Here is a 26,171-nt window from a genome sequence, read left to right as displayed (position 1 = left end):
GCCGAGCAGAACGGACCGACCGTCATGACCAGCGATGCGATCGCCACCGTCAAGGCCTGCTTCGAGGCCTTCGGCACCCGCGAGACAGAGCGGGTCATGTCCCACTTCGCACCGGTGCCGCACCGGGCCGGCGGAGATCCGTCAGTCCCTCACCGCGTTCTTCGCAGCCGTCGAGCCGCTCGCATTCGAGCTGCGGACCATGGTGGAGGCCGACGGTCGGTGCTGGTACCGGGCCGGTACACCGTCGCCGACGGACTGATCACCGACTATCGCGTCCTCGATGACTCGCTCGGCGTCACGCGTACCTACCTCGGTGAGCCGCTCGCCACCACTCTCACTTGACTGCAGGTCCGCACTGCCCGCCATTCCTCACCGCATCCCAGAATTCGGAGAAGCGCCGATGCCGACATGGACGAGCGACGAGCTCAACCGCATCGCCAAGGCCGACGAGTTGGAGATGGTGTCGCTCCGGCGTGACGGCACCCCACGGGGGCCGGTGCCGATCTGGGTCGTCCGCGACGGTGACGACCTGTACGTCCGCTCCTTCCGCGGTACGCACGGCGGCTGGTGGCGCGCGGCCCGGGCAAGCCACGAGGGGCACATCCGCTCCGGCGGCGTCTACAAGAACGTCACCCTCGTCGAGGTGACGGACTCCGAGATCAACGACCGCATCGACACCGCGTACCGCACCAAGTACGGCCGCTTCGGCGGCGCGTACGTCAACCCGATGGTGGCGGCACGCTCGACGACGCTGAGGCTGGTGCCCAGATGAGCAGGACGTCACCGGTGGGGGCCACTGAACTCCCCTCGGCATTCCGCCCGACACAGGAGTAGGCGCCATGCTCGGTCTCGAACTCATCGTGCTGCTGGGTGTGGCTGTGCTGGTCGGCCAGGTCGTCGCACAGCGCTTCGGCGTCGCACCGCCCGTCGTGCTGCTTGTCGTGGGTGCTCTTCTCGGACTGGTCCCGGCCGTGCGCCAGACCCAACTTCCGCCGGAAGTGGTACTGCTGCTCTTCCTGCCGGTGTTGCTGTACTGGGAGAGCCTCACCACGTCCATGCGGGAGATCCGTTCGAACCTGCGGGGCATCGTCCTGCTCAGCACGGTCCTGGTGATCCTCACCGCGTGGGCCGTGGCGGTCGCCGGGCACGCGCTCGGACTGCCGTGGGGACCGGCGTGGGCGCTGGGCGCAGCCGTGGCTCCGACCGACGCGACGGCGGTCGGCGTCCTGGCCCGTTCGCTGCCGCGCCGTCAGGTCACCGTGCTGCGTGCCGAAAGCCTCGTCAACGACGGCACCGCGCTGGTCATCTTCGGCCTGGCGGTGGGTCTCACGGTCGGCGAGGAGCACCTCACCCTTCCGCACGTGGGCGCGCTGTTCCTCCTGGCCTACGGCGGTGGGGCCGCCATGGGCATCGTGGTCGCCTGGGTCAACATGAATCTGCGACGCCGCCTGGACGATCCTCTGCTGGGCAATCTCGTCATGATTCTGGCGCCGTTCACGGCATATCTGCTCGCCGAGCTGATCCACGCCTCAGGTGTCCTCGCGGTCGTCGTCAGTGGGCTGATCATGGCCCACGTGGCTCCCAGCCTGATCCGCGCCGAGCATCGTCGCCAGGCGCTGGCCTTCTGGCCGCTGCTCACCTTCATCATCAACGGCACGCTTTTCGTCCTGGTGGGAGTGGAACTCCAGTACGCCTTGCGCCACTTGAACCGGTCCGACCTCCAAGACGCCCTGATCGCCGTGGGAGTGGTCAGCGTGGTGTTGATCGTTGTCCGGTTCACGTTCCTGTTCTCCTCGGCCTACCTGATCCGCGTGATCGACCGCCGTCCTGAGCAACGGCTGCGCAGAATCAGTCACCGGGCACGCACCGTCAGCGGCTTCGCGGGCTTCCGGGGCGCGGTGTCGCTCGCCGTGGCGCTCTCGGTGCCGGAGACCCTCGACTCGGGTGTGCCCTTCCCCGACCGTGCCTTCATCGTCTTCGTCACCTCCGGCGTCATCGTGGTGACACTCGTGGTGCAGGGACTGCTGCTGCCGGGCGTGGTGCGCTGGGCCCGGCTGCCGCGCGACACGTCCGTCGACGACGAGCAGGTCCTCGCCGAGACCAGGGCGACCGAGGAAGCCATCGAGGCAATGCCCCGACTCGCCGCCGAGCTGGGCACCACCCCGAAGGTCGTGGAGTGGCTGCGCCAGGAGTACGAGGCCCACCTGGCGACCGTAAGGGCCAGGGGCGCGGGCAGCGACGACGATCCCGCCCTGCTCCACAACCGCCACCACACCGACCTCCGCCTCGCCCTGATCGCGCACAGACGCGCAACCGTCGTACGTCTGCGCGACGAACGAGAGATCGACGACACCGTGCTGCGTCACCTCCAGGCCGCCCTGGACAACGAAGAGGTGCGGCTGGCCGGACGCGAGCAGGTGGAGTGAACCGAGTCCGGCCTCCGGCACCCGGCCTCGGCGCGAGGCCCTACGGAAGGAATCCCCCTGCCATGTCCTCCGGCCTCATAGACGTCCACGCCCACCTCCTTCCCGACTTCTACGTCCAGCAGGCGACCGCGGCGGGCCACGCCCACCCCGATGGCATGGACGGGTGGCCGTCGTGGTCCGTGGAAGCGCATCTGGACCTGATGGACCGCAACGGCATCGAGACCGCGATGCTGTCCATGTCCTCTCCCGGCGTGCACTTCGGCGACGACAAGGCGGCCCGCCTCCTCGCCCGGCGCGTCAACGAGTACACCGCCGAGCTGACCCGAGACCACCTGGGCCGCTTCGGCAACTTCGTGTCGCTTCCCCTGCCGGACGTGGACGGCTCGTTGGAGGAGATCGGATTCGCCTTCGACGAACTCGACGCCGACGGCGTGGCACTGCAGAGTCACACACACGGTGTGTACCTGGGCGACCAGCGCCTCGACCCGGTCTTCGCGGAACTCGACCGGCGGCGGGCCGTGGTCTTCCTGCACCCCACCTCACCGGTGTGCTGGGAACAGTCCGCACTCGGCAGACCTCGGCCGATGGCCGAGTACATCTTCGACACGGCCCGCACGGTCACGGATTTGGTGATGGCAGGCGTCCTGACGCGCCATCCGCACGTGCAGGTGATCGTTCCGCACTGCGGTGGCGCGGTTCCCGTCCTGGCCGACCGCATCAACGAGTTCATGAGACTGTTCCTGCCTTCTCAGCAGCCGCCCAACATCGATGCGGTGCAGCAACTTAGCGGCCTGTACTACGACATGGCGGGCACGGCCTTCCCACGCCAGGTTCCCGCGCTGCTGAAGCTCGTCGATCCGGACCGTGTGCTGTTCGGCAGCGACTACTGCTGGACGCCTCCCCCGCTGGCCGACGCCCACATCGCGGCGATCGACGCGGCCGAGTCACCTGTGGAGGGGACCACATGGCGTTCCCTGACGAGGACCAACGCCCAGCGCCTGTTCCCGGGGACGGCGCGGTGAACGGCGTCAGGCGACGCCGTCCAGCCCTTCCCGGTAGACCGCTCACATGTAGGAATGCGGATCCAGCGCGGGAAGCTCCTCGACGAGCTCCGTCGGTGTTGACATCAACAAGGAGGAAGAATGCACACGCGAACGCTCGGACGAGACCTCCGGGTATCCGCCATCGGCCTCGGCGCAATGGGAATGTCCCAGAGTTACGGCCCGAACCCCGGTGATCGAGCCGACATGATCGCCGTGCTCCGTGGCGCCGTCGATCGCGGGGTCACGTTCTTCGACACCGCAGAGGTGTACGGCCCCTTCGTCAACGAGGAGCTCGTCGGAGAGGCCCTCACTCCGGTACGTGACCACGTGGTGATCGCCACCAAGTTCGGGTTCCGCATCGAGAACGGTGCCCCCGCCGGCCTGAACAGCCGGCCCGAGCAGATCCGTGCCGTCGCCACGGCCTCCCTCGAACGGCTCGGGGTCGAGACGATCGATCTCTTCTACCAGCACCGCGTTGACCCGGAGGTCCCGATCGAGGATGTCGCCGGCACGGTGGGCGAACTCGTGCGGGAGGGCAAAGTCCGCTGCTTCGGGCTCTCGGAGGCCGGTGCGGAGACCATCCGCCGTGCACACACGGTCCACCCTGTGACCGCAGTGCAGAGCGAGTACGCGCTGTGGACCCGCGATCCCGAGGCGGAGGTCCTGCCGACGTGCGCGGAGCTCGGTATCGGATTCGTGCCCTTCAGCCCCCTCGGGAAGGGGTTCCTGACCGGGGCGGTGGACGCGTCGACGTCGTTCGCGGCCGATGACGTCCGCACCACCATTCCACGGTTCACGCCCGAGAATCGGGCGGCGAACCAGGTCCTCGTCGAGCACGTCGCAACGCTCGCGCAGGCCAAGGAGGCCACACCGGGGCAGGTCGCGCTCGCCTGGCTGCTTGCGCAGCATCCGTCGATCGTTCCGATTCCCGGAACGCGGCGCGTCACGCGCATCGACGAGAACATCGGCGCCACCCAACTGCCGCTCTCCGCCGACGAACTGGCGGACCTCGACGAACTCGCCGGTCGGGTCGGGGTACAGGGAGACCGCTACAACGAGCACCACATGTCGCTGGTCGACAAGTAGCAGTCGAGCGGAAGGAATCTGCGCACGGGTACACCGGTTTCCGTGGCGGCACCCGTTCGCAGCCATTTCCGCCGGTAGCGAGCCGCACACCCGCGCGAGAGCCGAGCGGGTCCCTCTCCGGTCGTCCAAGGCGCCGAGGACGGCCTGTGCCTTGCTGGCGAAGTAGCGCAGGAATGTGCTGCCTGGCACGCCGACCGCGGCGGCGAGGGCGTTGACGGTGACCCGGATGAAGCCGTCACGGCCGATCTCTGGTGGTGGTATGCGCCGATAACGCTAACTATCGACATCGAATCACCATATCTAACTTGACACCAAGTTTCACCTTTACAGTAAAGTGTCACTATCGGAATGCACTCCCGGACGGACGAGTCGTCGTCAGCGCGACCAGCTGCCGGCTGCGCGGAGAGGTTCCGTCGGCAGTGGATGGAGCTGCCCGGACTGCCTCCACCACAGGCGGGAGCCGATCCCCGTGCCGGATGCGCGGCGCGACGCACGACCAGATTCGTAAAACGAGAGCCGTCGAGGCTCCTGGAAGGACCGACTGCAATGAGATTTCTCCTCCTGGGCGCCACCGGCGCGACCGGCGGCCTCTTCACGGACGCGGCCACCGCCGCCGGACACGAGGTGGTCGCCTTCGTGCGCGACCCGGCCAAGCTCGCCCAGCGCGAGCGCGTGACCGCGGTCGCTGGTGACGTCCGTGACGCCGATGCGCTGGCCGAGGCCATGCGCGGCGTGGACGCGGTGGTCAGCACCCTCGGGATCGGCAAGGCCAAGGATCCGGCGAACCTGATCACCGACAGCACCCACGCGCTCGTCCAGGCCGCCGAGGCCAGTGGCACCAAGCGCGTGGTAATCATGTCGGCTTTCGGCGTCGGCGAGTCCCTGGCAAAGGCCTCAGGGATCCTCCGGTTCCTCTACAAGGGCGGCAGGGCGAACTTCGCCGACAAGGCCGCGGGCGAACACATCCTCACCGCCTCCGCCCTGGACTGGACGCTCGTCTACCCGGTGCTGCTGACCAACAAGCCGGCCACGACCGTCCAGGCCATCGACCTGAAGCAGCTCGACCGCCTGCCCGGCGTACCCAGGATCTCCCGGGCCGATGTCGCCGCGTTCCTGCTCAGCGCCGCCGCCGAGGGCTCCTGGTCACGGCGCACCGCGGTGCTCACCAAGTAGTCGATGGATACAGCCGGTCGGCGCTGCATGGCATGTGCTGGCATGTGCCGGATCGGCGGCACGTCAGGCGGAGTGCGACCCCAGGATGGCGTCGACCTCATGCTGGAAGGCGTCTGCGCCCGCTGAGAACTCCTGCGGGGCAAGGGCGCGAGCGAGATCCGTCGCGGGCGCGTCGAGGTGCGCGGCGAGCTGACGGGCCGCCTCCGCATCGCCGCCGGGGGCCACACCGGTCCGGACAGCCGCAGCGGCTACCGCGGACCAGGTCGCCGGTTCGTCGAGCACATCGCGGACGGTGACCGGCGTACGCGGCTCCAGTGAGGTCGGGAACGGGTCGGGCACCTCCCAGCGATGTTCGCCGTGCCCGACGGTCTCATGCGCGTCGGTGCCGGGCAGCCGCACCTGCGCGGTGGTCCCGACGGGAACCTGCGCCTCCAGGCGGAACCGGCCGTCGGCGCGTGTCCAGCCCACGCGGGCTTCGCCGTACGGAGTGAGATGGCGGGCCGAGGCGGAGGTCAGCGCGACGCACGGCACGGGGTGGATGGTGATCTCGCGGTAGCCGGGTGCGGCCGGGGCGAGGCCGGCGACCCGTCGGTGCAGCCAGTCCGCGACCGCGCCGAGCGCGTAGTGGTTGAAGGAGGTCATCTCGCCGGGGTTGAGGCTGCCGTCGGGCAGCATGCTGTCCCAGCGCTCCCAGATCGTGGTCGCGCCCATGGTCACCGGGTAGAGCCACGAGGGGCAGCCCGTCTGCAGCAGCAGCCGGTAGGCGACACCGGCATGTCCGGTCGAGGTCAGTGCGTCGGTCACCAGCGGGGTGCCCACGAACCCGGTGCCGATGCGGAAACCGCCGGCGCGCACGAGGTCCGCCAGCCGTCGGCCTGCCTCCTTGCGCTGCTCCTCGCCGGGCAGCAGTGCCCACTCGATGGCCAGGGCGTAGACGGTTTGCGCGTCGGACAGGACACGGCCGGCAGGCGTGACGAAGGCACGGGCGAATGCCTCGCGGACCTCGGCCGCCAGGGCTGCGTGGTGGTCCGCCACCTCGCTCTGTCCCACCACTCGGGCCGCCTCGGCCACGATCTCGGCCGAGCGGGCCAGGTGTGCGGTGGCGACCACGTCGGGGTCGGCCTTGGCCCGGTAGGGGTCCTCGGGCGGTGCGGTCGGGTCCAGCCAGTCGCCGAACTGGAAGCCGCCCGTCCACAGCCGGTCGGGGCCGGCGAGTTCCGTCATCCGGTTCACCCAGGCGCACATGCTCGGCAGCTGCCGCTCCAATACGCCGCGGTCCCCGGTGCGTTGGTAGAGCACCCACGGCACGACCGTCGCGGCGTCGCCCCAGGCCGCCGCGCTGGGGGACGGGGTGCGCAGCACGTCCGGCACCACGAACGGGACGGATCCGTCGGGCTGTTGTTCGGCTGCCAGATCGGCGAGCCAGGAGTGGAGGAAGCCCGCGGTGTCGAAGAGGAAGGCCGCCGTGGGCGCGAATACCTGGATGTCGCCGGTCCAGCCGAGCCGTTCGTCGCGCTGAGGGCAGTCGGTGGGTACGTCGACGAAGTTGCCGCGCATGCTGCGGACCACGTTGTCGTGGAACTGGTTGAGCAGCTCGTGCGAGGAGTTGAACCAGCCCGTACGCCGCAGGTCCGACCCGATCACCACCGCCTCGATGTCCTCACCGCGCAGGCCCGGCACACCGGACACCTCCGCGTACCGGAAGCCGTGGAACGTCAGGAACGGTTCGAGGACCTCACCGTCTGTGCCCGCGACGAGGTAACTGTCAGTCGCCTTGGCCGTGCGCAGGGGACGGGTGCCGAGTTCCCCCTCCTCCAGGACCTCCGCGTGCCGTACGACGACCTCGCTGCCCGGCGCGAGACCGCGGACGCGCAACCGCACCCAGCCCACGGCGATCTGGCCGAAGTCGACCAGCGTCCGGCCCGCCGGTGAGGTCCACACCCGCTCGGGCGAGAGCAGAGAGCTGACCCGCACGCCGGGCCCGTCCGACGCCACGAGGCGGGTGGTGTCGCCCTCGGTCACTTCGACTCCGCCGGTGGCTGGGCGCCGGCCTGCGCCCCGCCGCCGTAGGTCAGTGCGCTGGCCGTCGTATAGATCGTCGGCGAGTACCTCGCTCTCGCGCGCTGTCCACGAACCGTCCGTCGCCAGCACGTGCACCCGTCCGCCGGCGGTCGTGACCTCCAACTGCGCCAGCAGCGCGAGTCGGTCACCGTAGAGCGCGCGCTCGCCCCGGAAACCGAGCCGGCCCCGGTACCAGCCGTTGCCCAGCAGGAAGTCCAGCTCGTTGCGGCCGCTGCGGACCAGGTCCGTGACGTCGTACGTCTGGTAGCGCAGCCGGTGCCGATAGGCGGTCCACCCCGGCGTCAGGACGAGGTCGCCGACACGGCGGCCGTTGAGCGTGGCGACGTACACACCGTGAGCCGTGGCGTACAGCCGGGCCTTGACCACCTCGCCCGGCACGTCCAGCGAGCCGCTCAGCACCGGCGCGGGCGCGTGCAGATCACCGACGCCGGTCGGGCTCACGAAGGCAGCGGACCAGTCGGAGACATCGAGCAGACCGGCCTCCACGACTGCCGGCGCCCCCCACTCGCTCCACTCCTCCTTGTGCGCGACACGGACCCACACCCGGGCGGACTCCCGGGACGCGAGCGGCTCGGCCGGCCAGGGCACCAACACCTGCTCGCCGCTGTCCACCCGGTACCTCTCACGGTTACCGCCCCGACTGATCTCGACCTCGTACGCCGTCTGCTCGTAGCCCTCGTCGGCCTGCGGAACCGTCCACGACAAGCGGGGGGTACCAGTCCCCACGCCGAGCACGGGAGAACCGTCCGTGTGGTGCTCGAATCGAGGTGCGCGGGGAGCGGCAGCCACAACCATGCGGGTCTCCAGACTTCTCGGCAGACGGATGGGATCCGGGACGGGGGTGTACGCGTTGCCCGGTGGAAACACCCTTGCGAGCTCTCGGAATGAGCGGTGTCGAAGGGAGCCCGATCATTTGTATCGTTCCACAACTGCCTCGACTTAGGAAGGCGTCGGTGGTCGAGTCCACCGTTCTGGCGGAGCCACCGCAGGCTCCTTCTCTCAACAAGCGCCGAAGGACAGCTGCCTTGACCTGTCCATTCGATGCCCACGACTCTTGTCCTTGACGAAGCGCCGCCTCGCAACACCAGCGCATCTTATTGACCACTCCCGGCTCCACTGCCTAGCCTCGGTATGGAACGTTACAGAAACCTGGTGTGCCCGAGAACGTTGTCCGAGCAACGGAGGCCCTCATGACTGAGCAGACAACGACCGACGCACCACACCGGCTGCGCTTCGAGCACCTTGACGACGCCGTCCTGGGCACGGATGTCGCCCGCCCACGTCTGTCGTGGCAGTTGCCCGTCGGTGCCACGCGTCAGACGGCGTACGAGATAGCGGCGGGCGAGTGGTCGACCGGCGTCGTGCGATCCGCCGAGCGCGTACTGGTCCCGTACACGGGCCCTGAGCCGTCCGCCCGCGAACGCGTCGAGTGGCGGGTGCGCGTGTGGACCGACCTCGGCGAGAGCGACTGGTCGGCTCCGGCGTTCTGGGAGATGGGGCTGCTGGAGCGGAGCGACTGGTCGGCTTCCTGGATCCGGCCCCATGAGCAGAACGTGCCCGACCCCGGTCATCGGCCCGTCTACGCCCTGCACTCGCATGTGGAACTGCCCGGGCCGATCACCTCGGCCCGGGCCTACGTCACAGCCCACGGCATCTACGAGCTGGTGGTCAACGGTCAGCGGATCGGCGACCAGGAGCTCACCCCGGGCTTCACCGCCTACCGGTCGAACCTTCAGGTGCAGACCTACGACCTGACCACCGTGCTGCACGAAGGCGCGAACGACCTGGGCGCATTTCTCTCCGACGGCTGGTACCGCGGCCTGTTCGGCTACAGCCGTACCTACGACAACTTCGGTGACCGCACGGCGTTCCTCGCCCAGTTCGAAGTCATCCACACCGACGGTTCCACGACCGTCGTCGGTACCGGCCTCGGCTGGGGCTCCACCGTCTCCGACTCGACGGAGGCCGACCTGCTCGACGGACAGCGGGTGGTGCAGCGGACGGACGGCTTCCGCTGGGATCGCCGCGACTGGCAGCCGGTACTCGAGCCGACGGATCCGCTGTGCGCCGACTGGAGCCGCCTGTGCGCGACCCCGGCACCTCCGGTTCGCCGCGTCCGGTCGATCACGCCTGTGTCGGTGACGACGCTCGAGGGCGGGCGGCACATCGTCGACCTCGGCGAGAACACGAGCGGCTGGATCCACCTTGACGAGGCAGGTCCCGGGTCGGAGATCGTGCTGACCCATGGCGAGGCCCTCGACGCCGACGGTGACGTCACGACCGACCATCTGCGTCCTGACATGGGCTCTGGTGTCCTGCTTCCGTTCCACCAGATCGACTCGGTGGTCTTCGTCGGCGACGGCCAGGCGTTCGAACCGCGCCACACGACCCACGGGTTCCAGTACGTTGCCATCGACGGCCTGCCAGGACCTCTCGGCACGGACAACCTCCACGGCGTCGAAGTCCGTACGGATCTGTGCCCTACCGGCACCTTCCATTGCAGTGACCGCCGCATCGAACTGCTGCACGAGGCTGCGGTGCGCAGCTGGCGGACCAACGCGTGTGACGTGCCGACCGACTGCCCCCAGCGTGAGCGGGCGGCGTGGACGGGCGACTATCAGGTCTTCGTGTCGACGGCGGCCTTCCTCGACGGCATCGCCGGGTTCACCGACAAGTGGCTGAAGGATCTGGCCTCCGACCAGGTGCCGAACGGCATGGTCAGGAATTACGTCCCGTCTCCGGAGGCGGCGGTCGGGGGGGTCGAGGGTTCGTCGGGGTGGGGCGACGCGGCGGTTTCCGTACCGTGGCAGATGTGGCAGTCGTACCGGGATCGCGAGGTGTTGGCGCGTCAGTATCCGTCGGCCGTCGCGTGGTTGGAGTTCGTCGAGACGACCGCGCGTACGGCGCGAGCGCCGGAGCGGATCGAGGCGCATCCCGAGGCACCCGAACACGAGCAGTTCCTCTGGGACACCGGGTTCCATTGGGGGGAATGGCTGGAGCCAGGAGTCGAGATCGCCCTCTTCGAGGGCGAGCATTCGATCGTCGCCACCGCCTACTTCGCCCACTCCGCCCGTCTGCTCGCCAAGACCGCGGAGGTACTGGGCAAGACGGAAGACGCGGCGCGCTGGACCGAGCTCGCGGCGAACGTGGAGCGCGCCTGGGCCACCGAATTCATCGGCGCCGACGGTCGGCTGGCGCGGGACAGCCAGGCGACCTACGTCAGAGCGCTGCGGTTCGGCCTGATCCCCGAGCACCTCGTGCCGTCGGCGGTCGAGCACCTCGTCGAACTGATCCGGGCCGATGGCACACACCTGTCGACGGGCTTCCTGTCCACCGGGATGCTGCTGCCGGTCCTGGCGGACAACGGTCGTGCCGATGTCGCGTTCGACCTGCTCTTCCAGGACACCTCGCCCTCGTGGCTGACGATGATCGACCGCGGCGCCACCACCATCTGGGAGCACTGGGACGGCATCGACGCCAAGGGCACCCCGAGCGGCTCGCTCAACCACTACAGCAAGGGGGCGGTCATCGGGTTCCTGCACCGGTACGTGGCCGGCCTGCGTCCGCTCGAATCGCACCCCGGCTACGAGCGCTTCGTCGTGGAACCGGTGATCGACGACCGGCTGGACTGGGCACGAGCGACGCTCGAGACTCCCTTCGGCCTCGCGTCGTCGTCGTGGCGACGCGAGGACGGCGCCATCCGCTACGAGGTCGTCGTCCCGGCGGACACGGAATGCGAGTTCCGTGTGGGCGAACCCGTCGTCCTGGGACCGGGGACCCACGTCATCACGTTCTAGGCCCACTGTGGCGGCGATGACGGCCGGCCCCCGCAGCGGGGGCCGGCCGTCATCGCCGCCACGGCGCCGAGGGCATGCCCGGCCGCTCCCAGCCGCTCCGCCGCTCACCTCGGCGAACCACAGCCGACCGCGCCACCAACCACTCCGGTCAGCACACCTGGACTAGAGGCCGATGACCGGGGCGGGTCGCTCGCAGGTGCTGGTCACCGGGAGGGCGCGGCCGTGTTCGGCGGCGTCCATGAGGGTGAGCATGACGTCCAGGACGTGCGCGGCGAGTTCAGCCGAGGCGCGGTGCGGGCGCGCGGCGTCCAGGGCCTCGGCGAGGTCGGCAAGCCCCACGCCACGGCCCGTGTCCGCGTGACCGGCGGACACCGGCAGGACGTCCCAGCCGTCGCCGCGGTGGATCTCGACGGACCCGTCGAAGTTGTTCGGGTCGGGTACGGAGAGCGAGGCATCCGTGCCGTGCACCTCGATGCGCGGCAGGCGCGCGGCCTTGATGTCGAAGCTCATCACCAGCGTCGACAGGGAGCCGTCCGCGTGCTCCAGGACACCCGTGATGTGGGTGTCGATTTCGACAGGGAAGGACTGCCCGGCCCGCGGGCCACTGCCGATGACCCGCTCGGCACGCGGCCGCGAGGAGGCTCCGGTCACCTTCACCACCGGGCCCAGCAGGTGCACCAGGGCGGATAGGTAGTAGGGGCCCATGTCGAGCAGCGGGCCTCCTCCGGGCTGGTAGTAGAACTCCGGGTCCGGGTGCCACGTCTCGGGCCCCGCGTACGTCATGAAGGCCGTCGCCGCCACCGGACGGCCGATCAGTCCGTCATCGACCGCCTTGCGCGCGGTCTGGGTTCCGGTGCCCAGTACGGTGTCGGGGGCACAGCCCACCTGAAGTCCCGCATCACGGGCGGCGGTCAGGACGGCATCGGCCTCCTTGCGGTTCGTCGCGAGAGGCTTCTCGCCGTAGACGTGCTTACCGGCGGCGAGTACGGCCAGGGCGACCTCGGCGTGAGCGGCCGGGACGGTCAGATTCAAAACCGCGTCCACGTCGTCACGGGCGACGAGGTCCGCGACCGAGTCCGCCACCGAGACCTGCGATCCGACCTGGTCGGCGACGGCCTGCGCACGGGCTCGGTCGAAGTCGGTGACCGCGGTCAGCCGCACCGACGTCAGCTTCTCCAGGGTCGACAGATAGGCGCCACTGATCTTGCCCGCGCCCACCATCCCAATGTTCAGAGGCTTCACCGGCTCGCCCACAGCAGTCCCCTCTCGGTCAGCGTCCGCACCTGCGGCACGTCGAAGTCGTCCGGCTTGTGCCCGATGGTCGAGACGAAGACGCGTCCCGCGCCATGGGTCCGGGTCCACACCGCGGGCATGACGGCGGGCCGGTCGTGCAGGTCGTCGGCGGGGAACGTGGTCGTGGCCAGGACGTCGATCCGCGCATCGGTCAGGACCCAGTACTGCTCGCTGTGGATCGCGAAGTCGTCCAGGCCCGCGATGATCGGGTGGTCCGCGTGCTCGGGCGACAGCTGGTAGGTGTGGTCGAGGTAGCCGGGCGGGTGCGTCACGAACTTGCCGCCGGTCAGCAGGTGATAGCCGTGGTCGTGGAAGCTGTCCACGATGCCGCCGTGCCAGCCGGCGAGTCCGGTGCCGCCGCGGACGGCGGCGGCCAGGTTGTCACGCTGCTGAGGGGTGATCGTCCCCATCGTCCAGCACTGCACGACCAGATCGGTGGCAGCGAGCCGCTCCGCGTCGTCGTACACCGCGAGGTCTTCGGAGGTCTCGACGGTGAAACCCTGCGCCTTGAGGAACGGGACGAAACTGTCGCTGATCGTCACGGGCTCATGCCCGTCCCAACCGCCACGGACGACAAGGGCCCGCCGGATTTCGCTGGTCAAGGTATTGCACATTCCCATCGGCGCCGTGCGCACAGGCTCGGCGATCGGAGGTCGGAGGAAGAGAGCCCCACAGGTGTTTTCCCCAATGGGTGTTGCCGCTGCTCAGGAGGTCGGTGAGGCGAGTGACGTATTGCCATCCGAACGTACGGAGAACGGCGCTTCTTTTGTCGCGAGGCGCCGCCCGCTCGTACTGCCTCTCGGGCCACCACAACGAAATGCGTATGGCCCCGACGGGAAGCGCTCGGTCCGGCGGTCAGGCCTGGGCCGCGATCAACCGCTGGTACCAGCGGTAGCTGTCCTTTGGCGTGCGCCGCAGGGTGTCGTAGTCGACGTGGACGATCCCGAAACGCTTGTCGTAGCCGAAGGCCCACTCGTAGTTGTCGAGCAGCGACCAGACGTAGTAGCCGCGTACGTCTACTCCTTCGGCGACGGCGTTCGCGACGGCGGCCATGTGGTCGCGGAGGTACTCGATCCGGTCGGGATCGTGTATCTGGCCGTCGGCGGACAGCACGTCGTTCTCCGCCGATCCGTTTTCGGTGATGAGGATGGGCGGAAGGGTGTCCGCGTACTCGTGACGCAGTGAGACGAGCAGCTCGCGCAGACTGTCGGGAACTACTGCCCACCCCATCGCGGTGCGCCGGACTCCCGGGATGTCGGCGTGCTCGATGCGGCAGTCCGTCGCGGTACGCAGGGCCGGGTCGGGCTGGCGATGGGGCGCGTCACGGACCACGGCCGGGGTGTAGTAGTTGATCCCGAGGAAGTCCATCGGGGTGGAGATCAGCTCCAGGTCGCCCTCTTGTCGGAAGGTCTGCCGGGTGATCAGCTCACCCCACGTCTCCTCCTCCGCGGCCGGATAGCGCCCGCGCAGCAGCGGCTCGGTCCACACCAGCTTCTGCAGCGTCTCAGTACGTGCGGCGGCCGCGAGATCCGCGGCGGAGTCGGAGGCCGCGGTCACGTGGCTGAGGTTGAGCGTGATGCCCGCCTCCCGGACGCCGGCGGTACGCAGCGCCCGCATCGCCAGACCGTGACCGATCAGCAAATGATGGGCGGCGGCCAGCGCTGGGGTGCCTTCGGCCGCGCCGGGGGCGTGATGGGCGTCGGCATACCCCAGGAAGGCGCTGCACCCGGGCTCGTTGAGGGTGATCCAGCGGGGGATCCGGTCGGCTAGGGCGTCGGCCACCAGGGCCGCGTACTCGCCGAAACGCTCCGCGGTGTCGCGGATCCGCCAGCCGCCACGGTCTTCCAGGGCCTGCGGCAGATCCCAGTGGTAGAGGGTCGCGGCCGGTTCGACGCCGGCGGCCAGCAGTTCGTCCACCAGTCGGGAGTAGAAGTCCAGGCCCTTGTGGTTCACCGGGCCCGAGCCGGTCGGCTGGATGCGCGGCCAGGCGATGGAGAAGCGGTACGAGCCGACGCCCAACTCGCGCAGCAGCGCCACGTCTTCGGGGTATCGGTGGTAGTGGTCGCAGGCCACGTCACCGGTGGCGCCGTGCAATACCCGGCCCGGCTCTCGGGAGAAGGTGTCCCAGATGGAGGGCCCGCGGCCGTCCTCGTGGACCGCGCCTTCGATCTGGTACGAGGCGGTGGCGGCACCGAACACGAAGTCGGGCGGAAGGGAGGGCAATTCGCTCATGCTGTCCTTACCTCTTGTTGCTTCCCGGAGTCGCCAGTGAGGACGGTCCGGGGCGGGGGTGTCCGCGCTGTCGTGGGGAGACGCGCTCTCGGTTCCGGGATCGAGCCCCCTCGACGGGACCATCAGTCTTTGTATCGTTCCATAGAGAGGTCGCCTTAGGAAGGTGTCGGTGCCCCGCTCATCGCGACCTGTGCCGTCTCGGTGCGTCACTGCGGCTGTAGCATGGCGCCCGTGGAAGATGACGCTGCTGAACCTGGTGCGCTGGACGACGTGCGTGATTCCAGTGATGGCCTGGCGGCACCGGTACGCGCTGGCGACGCCATCGTTTCCCGGCAGCCTTCCAGAGGTCGTCGTGCAACGATTCAAGACGTGGCGCGGGAGGCGCAGGTCTCGGTTTCGACCGTCTCCAACGTGATCCGCGATGCCCCCGGCGTCCGCCCCCAGATGAAGGCCAAGGTCGTCGCGGCGATCGAGAAGCTGGGTTACCGACCCCAGGCCGGCGCCCGCGCGATGCGTGGACGCTCCTACACCATCGGCGTGATGCTCACCGAGTTCTCGGCCCCCTTCCAGACCGAGATCGCGGAAGGGATCGCCGACGAACTCGGGCCGAGTCCGTACCAGGAGATCTTCGTCGCCGGAGGCCTCTCCCCCGAGCGCCAACAGAAAAGCATCGAAGCCCTCACCGACCGGCAGGTGGACGGGCTCATCGTCATCGCGCCGGCGATGGCCACCTCGTGGCTGGAGAAACTGGGATCGGGACTGCCCACCCTGGTGATCGCACGGCACGGCGGCTCCGCCCAGTACGACACCGTCGTGGACGACGACCAGGGCGGCGCGCGCCTCATGGTCGATCACCTCGTGGCCCTGGGCCACAAGCGCATCCTGCACACCAGTCATCCGGCGGGACGCCTCAAGAGGCCCTTCGTCCTGGCCCACACCGCCCGATGTGACGGCTACGTCAACGCCATGAAGAGGCACGGCCTCGAGCCCGACGTCATCGAGACCACGTACTCGGAAGAAGGCGGGTACCGGGCCACCGTGGAAGCCCTTGCCAGGCCGACGCCACCGACGGCCGTCTTCGCCGGCGCGGACATCGCCGCGTTCGGTGCCCTGCGGGCTGCGGAAGAGCGTGGGTTGAGGGTGCCTCAGGACATCTCCATCGCCGGGTATGACAACGTCTACGCCTCGACGATCGGCCGGGTCTCCCTGACAACGGTCGACCAGTCGGGCCAGCTCACGGGCCAGATGAGTGCGCGGCTCCTGCTGGAACGGCTGAGCGGCCGGACCCAGCCCGTGCACTACGTCGTTTCCCCTCGGCTGATGCCGCGTGGCACGAGCGCGGCCCGGTTGCGCAAGTCCGCCCGACGGTTGGCCTGACACGGAGTGCGAACCGGCCGGTTCGCACTCCCCACACCTTTCCGTAATTAGAACGGTCCACCATCTGTGCGTAACGGAGGGGGACGCACCGCTACGCGTGGGCTCGCCGTCCACCAGTGCGCCGACATGAGATGTCCACCGCCTATCGCATCGAGCTGCACGTGCTCCGACCTGCTCGTTTAACCCAATAGTACGGGCGCGTTACGGAACCGTTACCACGCAATGGCGACGCACTCTCTTGACCCATCACCATCGCCTACCTAGCCTCCACTTGAAACGTTCCAGAGCGAAATTCAGCCGGTATTGCGCCTCTTCGACCATTCCGGGCGCAGACGTTTCCACCAGTTCTCACGGCCGCATCCGGCCGATGCCTCTCCTGTCCGAAGGAGCCGATCATGCGGCGCACCAAAAGACTTGCTCGCGTATCACTGACCATGGCGACGGCCCTGACCTCCCTGGCAGCCCTCAGCGCCTGCACCGATTCGAGCTCCGCATCGAGCCCGGGAGGCAAGAAGGACACGCTCACCCTGGGAATGACCGCTGACATTCCGGGCTGGGACGTGTCGAACCAGCCTTCCTTCCAGGGGTGGTCGGCCGAAGCGGTCTACCAGGACCTCGTCCGGAACGACCTCCACGGCAAGCCCCAGCCGGATGCCGCCACGAGCTGGAAGCTGAACTCCAACAACACCAGCGTGACGTATCAGCTGCGGCCCGGCATGAAGTTCACCGACGGCACGCCGGTCGACGCGACGGCCGTCAAGAAGTCATTTGAGTACGCGGCGACGCACGGAGGCCAGGCGGCCAGGCTCGCCGAGTTCAAGATCACCACCTCGGGCCCCCTCGCCGTCACCATCACCGCGGACAAGCCGGACGAGGGGCTCGCCGGCATAGGTGGCTTCAAACTGGCGAGCCCGAAGTACCTCGCTGCGGGCAACGTGAACAAGGCCCCCGTCGGCTCGGGACCGTACAAGCTCGACCAGGCGGCGACGACCGCCGGGTCGGTGTACACCTTCACCAAGAACGACGCTTACTGGGATCCCAAGGCCTTTCCGTACAAGAAGCTCGTGCTCAAGGTGGTCAAGAACCAGACGGCGGCGCTCAACGCCCTGAAGACCGGGCAGATCGACGGCACCCTCATCGACCAGTCGATGTACAAGGAAGCGACGGCCTCCGGCCTCAAGGTCGTGGGGATGCGCGGCAACACCACCCGGCTGCTCCTGACCGACCACCAGGGCAAGAAGATCCCGGCCCTGGGAAGTCTGGACGTCCGCCGCGCCATGAACATGGTGTTCGACAAGAAGGCCATGGTTGAGGACTTCTACCAGGGGCGGGCCGATCCGGCGTACCAGATCTTCCGCCCGGGGTCGGCGGCGTACATCAAGGACCTCAAGGAGCCGTACCCCTACAACGTCGCCAAGGCCAAGGAGCTGATGAAGAAGGCGGGGTTCGAGGAGGGCTTCACCCTTACGTTCCCCATGTTCGAGGGTCTGGGCATGGAGAAGCTGGTGCCTGTCGTCGCACAGCAACTGAGCGTGCTCAACATCAGGGTCGAGCAGAAGCTGCTGTCCGGACCGAAGGCGGTCGAGGAACTGCTCAGCGGGAAATACCCGGCGCCCTTGTGGCCGCTCGGCAACTACGCCAATTCGCTCCAGGACATCAACGACTACGTCAAGGTCGACGGCATCTGGAACGTCATGCACCAGCCCGACCCGACCGTGGCGAAGCTGACTAAGCAGCTCAGCAGCGCCCAGGGACAGGAAGCGGTGAAGATCCAGCAGGAGATCAACCGGTACATCATCGACCAGGCATGGTTCGTTCCCATGGCGTACCCGGATGGGTTCTACGCCTACAGCCCGAAGATCAGCGTTCCCAGGTCGACCGACGCCAACGCCCTCAATCCGCGTCTGTGGGACTTCAAGTAAGCAGCCAGTCATGAGTTGAGGGGAGCCGAAAGTGTTCGGTGCTCTGCTGAGGAAGCTCGGCCGGACGGTAGTCATTCTGCTCGTGGTCAGCTTCACCACGTTCGTGCTGATGTACAGCAACGCGTACGAGATCGCCCGGGCGACCCTGGGTATCGGAGCAAACGAGCTCAAGGAGTCCGACGTCCGGGTGCAGATGACGTATCTGGGTCTCGACCGGCCGCTGCTCGTGCAGTACGGGAGCTGGCTCAAGGGGGCCGTCACGGGTGACTTCGGTGAGTCGTTCTTCACCGGTCAGTCCGTGACGGGCATGCTGGCCACACGGGTTCCGGTGACGCTCGCCCTGGTCATCCTAACGATCATCCTGACCGCCGTCCTGAGTGTCCTCATCGGTGTCACCGCAGCCGTCCGCGGTGGATGGGTGGACCGGGTCATTCAGTTCCTGGCAGTGCTGGGAGGCGCGATCCCGGCCTTCGTCATCGCGATCGTCCTGGTCTTCGCGTTCGCGGTCTCGGCCCGGATCCTCCCCGCGACCGGCTATGTCTCCCCTGAGCAGGGTCTCACCGAATGGGCCAGATCCATCGCACTGCCGGTGCTCGCTCTGCTCATCGGATCGGTGGCCAACGCGGCTTCGCAGTTCCGGGGGGCGCTCATCGACACGCTCTCCCGGGACTTCGTCCGCACGCTGCGGGCCCGGGGGATCAGCGAGTCGCGGATCATCTTCCGCCATGTGCTGCGCAACGCCGGAGGCGCCGGCCTGATGGCGCTGAACTGGCAGATCATGGCTCTCCTGGGCAGCGCGGTGTTCATCGAGCAGATCTTCGCGCTGCCCGGTCTGGGGGAGGCCGGCAATCAGGCGTCCTTGCAGGGTGACGTGCCGGTGGTGATGGGAATCCTCGTGGTGGCCATCGTCATCGTGCTCATCGTCAACCTGCTGGGGGACCTCGCGAACGCGGCGCTCAACCCGAAAGCGAGAATGCGATGAGCCTTCCTGAACCCGTCCCGGCCGCGGCGGCACGGCCGGAGCCGGAGGTCACGGGCCGGTCGGCGCTGCGGCGGCTCCTGGCCGACCCGCTGGCCGCGAGCTGCCTGGTCTTTCTGCTGCTCGCGCTGGTCCTGGGGCTGGTCAGCCCCTGGCTTGCGCCCTACAATCCCAACACCTCGGAGTTGTCGGCGGTGAACGCGTCGCCGTTCAGTTCCGGGCACCTCCTGGGCGGGGACGCCTCCGGCCGGGACATTCTGTCGCGGCTGATGTGGGGAACTCGGCAGACGGCCCTGGCCTGCGCGATCGTCCTGGCCGTCTCGCTGGCGGTCGGAGTGACCGCCGGCCTGGTCGCCGGTTACTACCGGGGGAGGGTCGAGGCCGTTGCCGACTGGGTCGCCGACGTCATCATGACCCTGCCCGCGGTGCTGGTCCTGTTCGCGCTCTATGCCAAGACCGGCCCCAACATTCCCGTCGCGATGGCGGTCTTCGGCTTTCTCGTCGCACCGTCCTACTTCCGTCTGGTCAGAGCGGTCGTGGTGGGTGTGCGAACCGAGCTCTTCATCGATGCGGCGAAGGTGGTCGGCCTGTCCGACCTGCGTATCGTCGGCCGTCACGTGCTCTGGGCGGTTCGTGCCCCGGTCATCATCCACAGCTCGTTCGTCATCGCCTCGGGCATCGGCATCGAGGCCGGCGTCGGCTTCCTGGGGTTGGGCGACCCTGCCACCGCCTCCTGGGGCTCAGTGCTGCAGACCTCCTTCAGCAACATCTACACCAGCAAGGCCGGGGTCCTGTGGCCGGCCCTGCTCATCAGCCTGAGCACGTTGGCGCTCGTCCTGCTGGGCAACGCACTGCGTGATGTGCTCCAGTCCTCGGAGCACCGCCAGGCACCCTCGGCGCGCCTGCTCCGAGAGACGGTCCGGCGGATTCGCGAGGAGAGCGCTGCCGCAGTCGCGGAAGGGCCTGCCCCCGCGACGGATGCGGTTCTGTCGATACGGGGCCTGCGCATCGGTTACCCGGACGGTGAGCGCGGCATACGCGAGGTCGTTCACGGCGTCGACCTGGACGTCCGCCCCGGCGAGATCCACGGCCTGGTGGGCGAGTCCGGCTCGGGCAAGTCACAGATGGCGTTCTCGACGCTGGGCATCCTGCCGCGCGAGGCGGTCATTCTCGGGGGGCGTGTCCTGCTCGACGGCGAGGATCTGCTGGCGAGCGAGCAGCACATGCGCCAGGCACGCGGCCGGCGCATCGCGTACGTGCCGCAGGAACCGATGTCCAATCTGGACCCCTGTTTCACGATCGGGGCGCAGCTCACCCAGGGCCTGCGCGCGGTCAGGACCATGACGAAACGCGAGGCCGAACGTGAGTTGCTCGCCCTGCTCGCGCGGGTCGGCATCAAGGATCCGGAGAGGGTTTTCCGGCAGTACCCGCACGAGATCTCCGGCGGCATGGCCCAGCGCGTACTCATCTGCGGTGCGGTCGCCTCCGGCCCGGACCTGATCGTCGCGGACGAGCCGACGACCGCACTGGACGTGACCGTGCAGGCAGAAGTACTTGAACTGTTGCGAGAACTGCGCGACGAGCGGGGCCTCGCGATGATCCTGGTGACGCACAACCTCGGCGTCGTGGCGGACCTCTGCGACACCGTCAGCGTGATGAAGGACGGGCACATCGTGGAGCGGAGCGACGTGGACTCTCTCTTCGAGGCGCCCGACGAGGCGTACACACAGGAACTGCTCGCGTCGGCACGCCGTGTCGAGATCGCGGAGGTGTGACGTGGCAGAGACGGTTCTGAAGGTCGAAGACCTGGTCGTACGCTACGGCGGACGTCGGGCCACCGGCGCCACCGTCATCGACGGCGTCTCCTTCGACCTCAACACCGGGGAGACGCTCAGCCTGGTGGGCGAGTCCGGATCGGGTAAGACGACGATCGGCCGCGCGATCCTCGGGCTCGCGCCGGTGACGGAGGGCTCCGTCTCGTTCCGGGGCGAGACCATCAGCAACATCCCACGGGCCCGCCGACGCAGGGTTGCGCGGGACATCCAGGTGGTGTTCCAGGACCCGTACTCCTCGCTGAATCCGTCGATGTCGATCGAGGACATCCTGGTGGAACCCCTGCTGGCCGCCGGGTCCCGAGACGGACGCACGCGCGTACGGGAACTGCTCGACTCCGTCGGCCTCCCCGCCGACTCCGGCCGCAGATCCCCCCGGGAATTCTCCGGCGGACAGCGGCAGCGGATCGCCATCGCCAGGGCACTCGCCCTCGACCCCACGGTCATCATCTGCGACGAACCCACCAGCGCCCTGGACGTGACCACGCAGGCCCGGGTCCTCACGCTGCTGAAGGACATCCAGCGCGAGACGGGCGTGGCGTATCTGTTCATCAGCCACGACCTCGGCGTCGTCAACGAGGTGAGCGACCGGATCGCCGTCCTCCACCAGGGGCACATCGTCGAGATCGGCAAGGCGACCGACGTCGCGACGGCCCCCGAGCACCCCTACACACGCAAGCTGCAGATGGCGGCCCCCGTCGCGGACCCGAAGAAGCAGCGACTGCGGCGGGCCAAGCGCCTGGAAGCCATGGTGGCGGAGCTTCCCGCTCCCAAAGTCGGGTCGTGAGCGGTGGCGACGGGCATGTGACCGGCGACCCCGTCTCCAGGGCGTCGTCGCTGTCCGTCGACGGTCCGCCCACGACCCGGTGCGCGCGGGTCCTCTGAGTACACGCACCACCCATCCCTAGACGCACACCTACCCCAGGACGCACTACCCACCGGTAGGCGGACACGGGGCATGTAGCCCTGCACGCCGACTCGGACGTCGGCCGCAAGGGCGATCGGTACCGCATTCGATTCACTGACCCCCCGAAAGGACTGCCATGGAGCCGCAGGACAGGTCCGAACCGAACACGACACGCGAGGGCGGAGGTCTCCCGCGGAGGGCTTTCCTGCGCGGGGGCGCGCTCTCCGTGGCCGGGCTCGTCGCCGCAGGCGAATTCGGTGGATTCCCGGCCCTCGCCCCGACCCCGACGGCCCACGCGTCCCCACTGAACGCGGTGACAGGACCGGAGGCGGCGTACGTGCGCACCTGGGGCTCCGCACCGGACGGCCCCTGCGAGACGGCGGCCGACTCGGAGTGCCGCACCGGCCAGCCCTCGGGCCTGCGCGGGTTCGCGGGCGGCATGAGCGTGCCCGGTCTGGGCATCCCGCTCGGCGGCGTCGGCGCCGGCTCGTTCCACTACAACCTGTTCGGAACCTTCGGGCCATGGAGCATGGGCGGTTCACAGACCTCGGACTGGTGGGACATGCGCACACTCCCCCAGGCGGCCTTCCACATCCGTGAGCAGGTCGCGGGCGCCTCGGGCGGCCCGACCGTGAAGACCCTTACCACCCGGCACGACCACATCGCCCCGCAGCGGGACTTCGACGGGGTCCTCCCCCGGTGGAACCAACTGGCCCCCGGCGACGGCACCTACGCCGCGCTGTACCCGTTCGGCTGGACCACCTACAACGTGTTCAAGTCGAAGGTGTCCATGCGGTTCTGGTCGCCGATCGTGGCCGGCGAGGACGAACGCACCTCGATGCCGATGGCCTTCTTCGACGTGGAACTGGCGAACCCCACCACGAAGACGGTCGACCTCTCGGTGATGTTCACCTTCCCCAACGCCTCTCCGCATCCGTCGGGCACGACGCGCACCGGGCTCTACAGCCGGTTCGACACCGACGCCCGGTCGGGTGTCGCCGGCGTGACGCTGGGCTCGGACCACCCGACGAACACGCCCGACTCCTACAAGTCGGAGTGGACCATCGCCGCCCTGCCGGCCGCGGGCCAGAAACTGACGTACGCCACATCATGGAACGGCGCCGGTGACGGAACCGACATCTACAAGCCGTTCTCCTCCACGGGCAAGCTGCCGAACAGCGCCCTGGACGACTCGAACTCGGCAGGCGCCGTCGCCGTGACCGCGCAGCTGCGGCCGGGCCAGAAGACAACCGTCCGGTACGCCCTGTCCTGGGACTTCCCGCAGGTGTACTACGACGGCGCCCCCGAGGGCCGGGCCGTCTGGATGCGCCGCTACACCGAGTTCCTCGGCGCCACCTCGACGGCCACCAACGACTACGTCCCGAACTCGTACCCCTTCAAGCAGGCCTTCACCATCGCCAAGCGTGAACTGACACGGCACGACGACTCCCTCGCCGCTGTCGAGGCGTGGTGGAAACCGATCGCCGAAAACCCGAAGTACCCGGTGTGGCTGCGGAAAGCGGCCCTGAACGAGCTGTTCGGCATGGTCTTCAACGCCTCGTTCTGGGAGGCGGGCCTGGTCAGCAACACCATCACTCCCGCCCCCGGCGGACCACGCCTGGGCGCGGAGATCCCCGGTACGCACCTCTTCTACACGATCGACGCCGGAAGCGGCGGCGCACCGGCCAACGAGATGGACGTCGACAGCTTCGGGTACCTGCTGTACACGAAGCTGTTCCCCAACATCGAACTCGGGCGCCTGCGCGCCTGGCTGCAGCTGACCAAGCAGGACCGGTGGGGGCGGGTGCCCCAGCAGATCATGTTCGACACGGGTCCGTTCATCAACGCGACCGGAGCCAACCAGGGCGCCCCGTCGGCAACGTCCGAGCCCATCTTCGGGGCACCGCCCGCAGGCACCAACGACCTTGGCGCGCTCTTCGATCCCGCGGGCGGCGACGCCTTCCGGGACTGCTTCCACAAGCTCATCTACCGGGTGTACGCGCTGTACCAGGAGACCGGCGACAAGAGCCTGTTGACCTACGGCTACCCCCAGATGCTGCGGACGCTGAAGCACTCCCAGTTCTTCCGCCCGCCCGGCTCCCACCTCCCGGCGGACCCGCCGTCGAACAACCCGCCGAGCACCTACGACCAGCTCCTGGTCAACGGGCACGGCATCTACAACTGCCAGCTGTACCTCCTCTCGCTCCAGATCGTCTCGACGCTCACCCCCAAGGCCAGAGCCCTGGGAGTCCCCGAGGCCACGCCAGCGGTACAGAAAGAGATCGACACCGAACTCGCGGCGGCGAAGGAGGAGTTCGAGGAGATCTTCTGGAACCCCGAGACCGGGCGCTACCGCTACTGCGACGGCACCGGTGGCATCGACGGGCGGACCGGCGACATCTTCGGCGCCAAGAAGCCGGTGCTGCCGACGGACGCGGCCTTCCTGGACGCGTTCTACGCCCAGTGCGTCGCCTCCCAGCTCGGTCTGCCGAACCTGATCGACCTTCAGCGCGCCCGGAAGCACTGGCACAACACCCTGGACGCCTTCCTGGCGCCCAAGGACGCCAACGGCGTTCCCGTAGGCCCGCCCATCATCCTGGACGAGAACTTGAAGCCCTACCCGATGGATTACGCCCAGCCTGCCCCCGGCCGTTTCGTGCCGGAGATCGCCGACGTGTGGCCCGGCACGACCTGGATGGCGACCGCTGCCGCCGTGCACATCGGCCGCGCGACCGGCGACGGGAAGCTCATCGCCAAGGCCCTGAAGATGAGCGAAGCCGTGGCGAACCGGATCTACGACGACGGCGCCACGACCAAGGGACATGCCTTCGCCACACCGGAGTCCTGGTTCGTGGCCAACCCGAACATCTCCCGGTACGCGGCCTACGCCCGAGCCCGGTCCGTCTGGCAGCTCGTCGACGCACTCGACACCGTGCAGGGGGCTTCGAAGTGACCACACCGCCACCGCCCCAGTCGTCCATACGACCGGGCCAGGTCTGGTACGACACGGCCGGCCACCGCATCCAGGCCCACGGCGGCTCGATCACCTACATCGACGGAACGTTCTACTGGTACGGGGAGAACAAGGAGAAGACGAAGCCCGGCAGCGGAATCTGGCACTGGGGCATCCGCTGCTACTCCTCGACAGACCTCTACAACTGGGAGGACCGGGGGCTGATCATCCCGCCCGAGCCGGACGATCCGAACTCTCCCCTCCACCCGGTCCAGCAGGTGGACCGTCCGCACATCGTCTTCAACGCCGCGACCAAACAGTACGTGTGCTGGATCAAGATTATGGGTGAGGGGAACACACAGACCAGCACCGTCCTCGTCGCCGACGACTTCCTCGGCCCCTACCGCGTCGTCCGCACCGGGCTGCGCCCCCTCGGGATGAATGCCGGCGACTTCGACCTCGCCGTCCATCCCGACGACGGCAAGGCGTACTACTACTTCGAGCGCGTGCACAGCGAGCTGATCTGCGCCGACCTGACGGACGACTACACGGACGTCACCGGTTACTACTCGACCCACTTCCCGCAGCCGCACCCGCCGTACGTCCGCGAGGCACCGGCCCACTTCACACGCAACGGACTGCACTACCTGATCACTTCGGGCACCACCGGCTACGCCCCCAACCCGTCGGAGGTGGCGGTCGCGCAGACCTTCCACGGCCCGTGGACCGTGTTGGGAGACCCGCATCCCCAGGACACCTCTGGGACCTCGTACCGCTCCCAGATCAGCTCGGTGTTCAAGCATCCGCACAAGAAGGACCTCTACATCGCCCTGGCCGACAGGTGGCTGCCCCATCTGGCACCCGAGCTGGCCGAGCCGATCCAGGAAGAAATGCGCAGGCGCTACTCCGGAGACGCGAAAGAGGACGCCGCCGTGCTCCCCCAGGAGCTGATCGACCCCAACACCTCGATCGCGGACTACGTCTGGCTGCCCCTCCGCTTCGAAGGAGAGATGGCCTTCGTGGACTGGCACGACGAATGGCGGATCGAGGACTACGACTGACCGACCCG

The 26,171-nt window shown here is 68.3% G+C and carries 18 protein-coding genes and 1 pseudogene; 14 read left to right on the top strand and 5 right to left on the bottom strand.

Going from position 1 to position 26,171, the window contains the following annotated elements:
* Positions 1-219 precede the first annotated feature (219 nt).
* From OG252_RS46645 to OG252_RS46625, 5 genes are all read left to right on the top strand, one after another.
* The gene (locus tag OG252_RS46645; RefSeq protein ID WP_329344079.1) at positions 220-342 is read left to right on the top strand and encodes a hypothetical protein; all 123 of its coding nucleotides are present in this window, start codon (positions 220-222) and stop codon (positions 340-342) included.
* A 58-nt stretch (positions 343-400) separates the two neighbouring features.
* Positions 401-772 carry a DUF2255 family protein gene (locus OG252_RS46640; protein ID WP_266445523.1) on the top strand — a complete coding sequence of 124 codons (372 nt, stop codon included), beginning with the start codon at positions 401-403 and terminating at the stop codon, positions 770-772.
* A gap of 67 nt (positions 773-839) precedes the next feature.
* On the top strand, positions 840-2,426 hold the full coding sequence (locus OG252_RS46635) for a Na+/H+ antiporter (RefSeq protein WP_266445521.1): 1,587 nt from the start codon (positions 840-842) through the stop codon (positions 2,424-2,426).
* A gap of 62 nt (positions 2,427-2,488) precedes the next feature.
* Positions 2,489-3,448, top strand: a complete 960-nt coding sequence (locus OG252_RS46630; RefSeq protein ID WP_329344075.1) for an amidohydrolase family protein — start codon at positions 2,489-2,491, stop codon at positions 3,446-3,448.
* A 120-nt stretch (positions 3,449-3,568) separates the two neighbouring features.
* The gene (locus OG252_RS46625) at positions 3,569-4,555 is read left to right on the top strand and encodes an aldo/keto reductase (RefSeq protein WP_329344072.1); all 987 of its coding nucleotides are present in this window, start codon (positions 3,569-3,571) and stop codon (positions 4,553-4,555) included.
* Between the two features lie 156 nt (positions 4,556-4,711).
* Here the strand turns inward: OG252_RS46625 and OG252_RS46620 are convergent.
* Positions 4,712-4,801, bottom strand: a pseudogene (locus tag OG252_RS46620) (hypothetical protein); the annotation flags it as partial.
* A gap of 300 nt (positions 4,802-5,101) precedes the next feature.
* Here OG252_RS46620 and OG252_RS46615 point away from each other — a divergent pair.
* A complete protein-coding gene (locus tag OG252_RS46615) occupies positions 5,102-5,728 on the top strand; it encodes an NAD(P)-dependent oxidoreductase (protein ID WP_266445518.1) in 627 nt (208 codons plus the stop codon).
* Positions 5,729-5,791: 63 nt separating this feature from the next.
* Here OG252_RS46615 and OG252_RS46610 read toward each other — a convergent pair whose 3' ends face one another.
* The gene (locus OG252_RS46610) at positions 5,792-8,605 is read right to left on the bottom strand and encodes a family 78 glycoside hydrolase catalytic domain (RefSeq protein WP_443068462.1); all 2,814 of its coding nucleotides are present in this window, start codon (positions 8,603-8,605) and stop codon (positions 5,792-5,794) included.
* A gap of 395 nt (positions 8,606-9,000) precedes the next feature.
* Between OG252_RS46610 and OG252_RS46605 the strand changes: the two genes are divergently transcribed.
* The gene (locus OG252_RS46605; RefSeq protein WP_266445512.1) at positions 9,001-11,607 is read left to right on the top strand and encodes a family 78 glycoside hydrolase catalytic domain; all 2,607 of its coding nucleotides are present in this window, start codon (positions 9,001-9,003) and stop codon (positions 11,605-11,607) included.
* 162 nt (positions 11,608-11,769) lie between these two features.
* Here the strand turns inward: OG252_RS46605 and OG252_RS46600 are convergent, their stop codons facing one another.
* From OG252_RS46600 to OG252_RS46590, 3 genes are all read right to left on the bottom strand, one after another.
* Positions 11,770-12,861, bottom strand: a complete 1,092-nt coding sequence (locus OG252_RS46600) for a Gfo/Idh/MocA family protein (protein WP_266445509.1) — start codon at positions 12,859-12,861, stop codon at positions 11,770-11,772.
* Positions 12,846-13,520 (bottom strand): ThuA domain-containing protein, encoded by a 675-nt coding sequence (locus OG252_RS46595; RefSeq protein ID WP_266445506.1) that lies wholly within the window; start codon positions 13,518-13,520, stop codon positions 12,846-12,848. Before OG252_RS46595 ends, OG252_RS46600 begins: the two co-directional genes overlap by 16 nt.
* Before the next feature lie 235 nt (positions 13,521-13,755).
* Positions 13,756-15,132: a GH1 family beta-glucosidase gene (locus tag OG252_RS46590; protein WP_266445504.1), complete on the bottom strand. Its 1,377-nt coding sequence runs from the start codon at positions 15,130-15,132 to the stop codon at positions 13,756-13,758.
* 231 nt (positions 15,133-15,363) lie between these two features.
* Between OG252_RS46590 and OG252_RS46585 the strand changes: the two genes are divergently transcribed.
* From OG252_RS46585 to OG252_RS46555, 7 genes are all read left to right on the top strand, one after another.
* A complete protein-coding gene (locus tag OG252_RS46585) occupies positions 15,364-16,509 on the top strand; it encodes a LacI family DNA-binding transcriptional regulator (protein WP_329344063.1) in 1,146 nt (381 codons plus the stop codon).
* 533 nt (positions 16,510-17,042) lie between these two features.
* On the top strand, positions 17,043-18,431 hold the full coding sequence (locus tag OG252_RS46580; protein WP_266445498.1) for an ABC transporter substrate-binding protein: 1,389 nt from the start codon (positions 17,043-17,045) through the stop codon (positions 18,429-18,431).
* Positions 18,432-18,462: 31 nt separating this feature from the next.
* Positions 18,463-19,413 (top strand): ABC transporter permease, encoded by a 951-nt coding sequence (locus OG252_RS46575; RefSeq protein ID WP_266445496.1) that lies wholly within the window; start codon positions 18,463-18,465, stop codon positions 19,411-19,413.
* Positions 19,410-21,185: a dipeptide/oligopeptide/nickel ABC transporter permease/ATP-binding protein gene (locus tag OG252_RS46570; RefSeq protein WP_329344060.1), complete on the top strand. Its 1,776-nt coding sequence runs from the start codon at positions 19,410-19,412 to the stop codon at positions 21,183-21,185. Before OG252_RS46575 ends, OG252_RS46570 begins: the two co-directional genes overlap by 4 nt.
* Before the next feature lies 1 nt (position 21,186).
* Positions 21,187-22,029 (top strand): ABC transporter ATP-binding protein, encoded by an 843-nt coding sequence (locus tag OG252_RS46565; protein ID WP_266445492.1) that lies wholly within the window; start codon positions 21,187-21,189, stop codon positions 22,027-22,029.
* Between the two features lie 433 nt (positions 22,030-22,462).
* Positions 22,463-25,102 carry a GH116 family glycosyl-hydrolase gene (locus OG252_RS46560; protein WP_329344058.1) on the top strand — a complete coding sequence of 880 codons (2,640 nt, stop codon included), beginning with the start codon at positions 22,463-22,465 and terminating at the stop codon, positions 25,100-25,102.
* Positions 25,099-26,163, top strand: coding sequence for a family 43 glycosylhydrolase (locus OG252_RS46555; protein ID WP_329344056.1), 1,065 nt, complete (start codon positions 25,099-25,101; stop codon positions 26,161-26,163). The genes OG252_RS46560 and OG252_RS46555 overlap by 4 nt, the downstream gene beginning before the upstream one ends.
* Positions 26,164-26,171 lie beyond the last annotated feature (8 nt).

This window comes from Streptomyces sp. NBC_01352 (assembly GCF_036237295.1).
GTDB lineage: Bacteria > Actinomycetota > Actinomycetes > Streptomycetales > Streptomycetaceae > Streptomyces > Streptomyces plumbiresistens.
This window is presented reverse-complemented; position numbering and strand designations above follow the sequence as displayed.

What these genes read in the sequence shown, in the direction of transcription:
- OG252_RS46640 (WP_266445523.1), top strand. Translation starts at nt 401, where the DNA reads ATGCCGACATGGACGAGCGACGAGCTCAACCGCATCGCCAAGGCCGAC.
- OG252_RS46635 (WP_266445521.1), top strand. Translation starts at nt 840, where the DNA reads ATGCTCGGTCTCGAACTCATCGTGCTGCTGGGTGTGGCTGTGCTGGTC.
- OG252_RS46630 (WP_329344075.1), top strand. Translation starts at nt 2,489, where the DNA reads ATGTCCTCCGGCCTCATAGACGTCCACGCCCACCTCCTTCCCGACTTC.
- OG252_RS46625 (WP_329344072.1), top strand. Translation starts at nt 3,569, where the DNA reads ATGCACACGCGAACGCTCGGACGAGACCTCCGGGTATCCGCCATCGGC.
- OG252_RS46615 (WP_266445518.1), top strand. Translation starts at nt 5,102, where the DNA reads ATGAGATTTCTCCTCCTGGGCGCCACCGGCGCGACCGGCGGCCTCTTC.
- OG252_RS46610 (WP_443068462.1), bottom strand. Translation starts at nt 8,605, where the DNA reads ATGGTTGTGGCTGCCGCTCCCCGCGCACCTCGATTCGAGCACCACACG.
- OG252_RS46605 (WP_266445512.1), top strand. Translation starts at nt 9,001, where the DNA reads ATGACTGAGCAGACAACGACCGACGCACCACACCGGCTGCGCTTCGAG.
- OG252_RS46595 (WP_266445506.1), bottom strand. Translation starts at nt 13,520, where the DNA reads ATGGGAATGTGCAATACCTTGACCAGCGAAATCCGGCGGGCCCTTGTC.
- OG252_RS46590 (WP_266445504.1), bottom strand. Translation starts at nt 15,132, where the DNA reads ATGAGCGAATTGCCCTCCCTTCCGCCCGACTTCGTGTTCGGTGCCGCC.
- OG252_RS46580 (WP_266445498.1), top strand. Translation starts at nt 17,043, where the DNA reads ATGACCGCTGACATTCCGGGCTGGGACGTGTCGAACCAGCCTTCCTTC.
- OG252_RS46570 (WP_329344060.1), top strand. Translation starts at nt 19,410, where the DNA reads ATGAGCCTTCCTGAACCCGTCCCGGCCGCGGCGGCACGGCCGGAGCCG.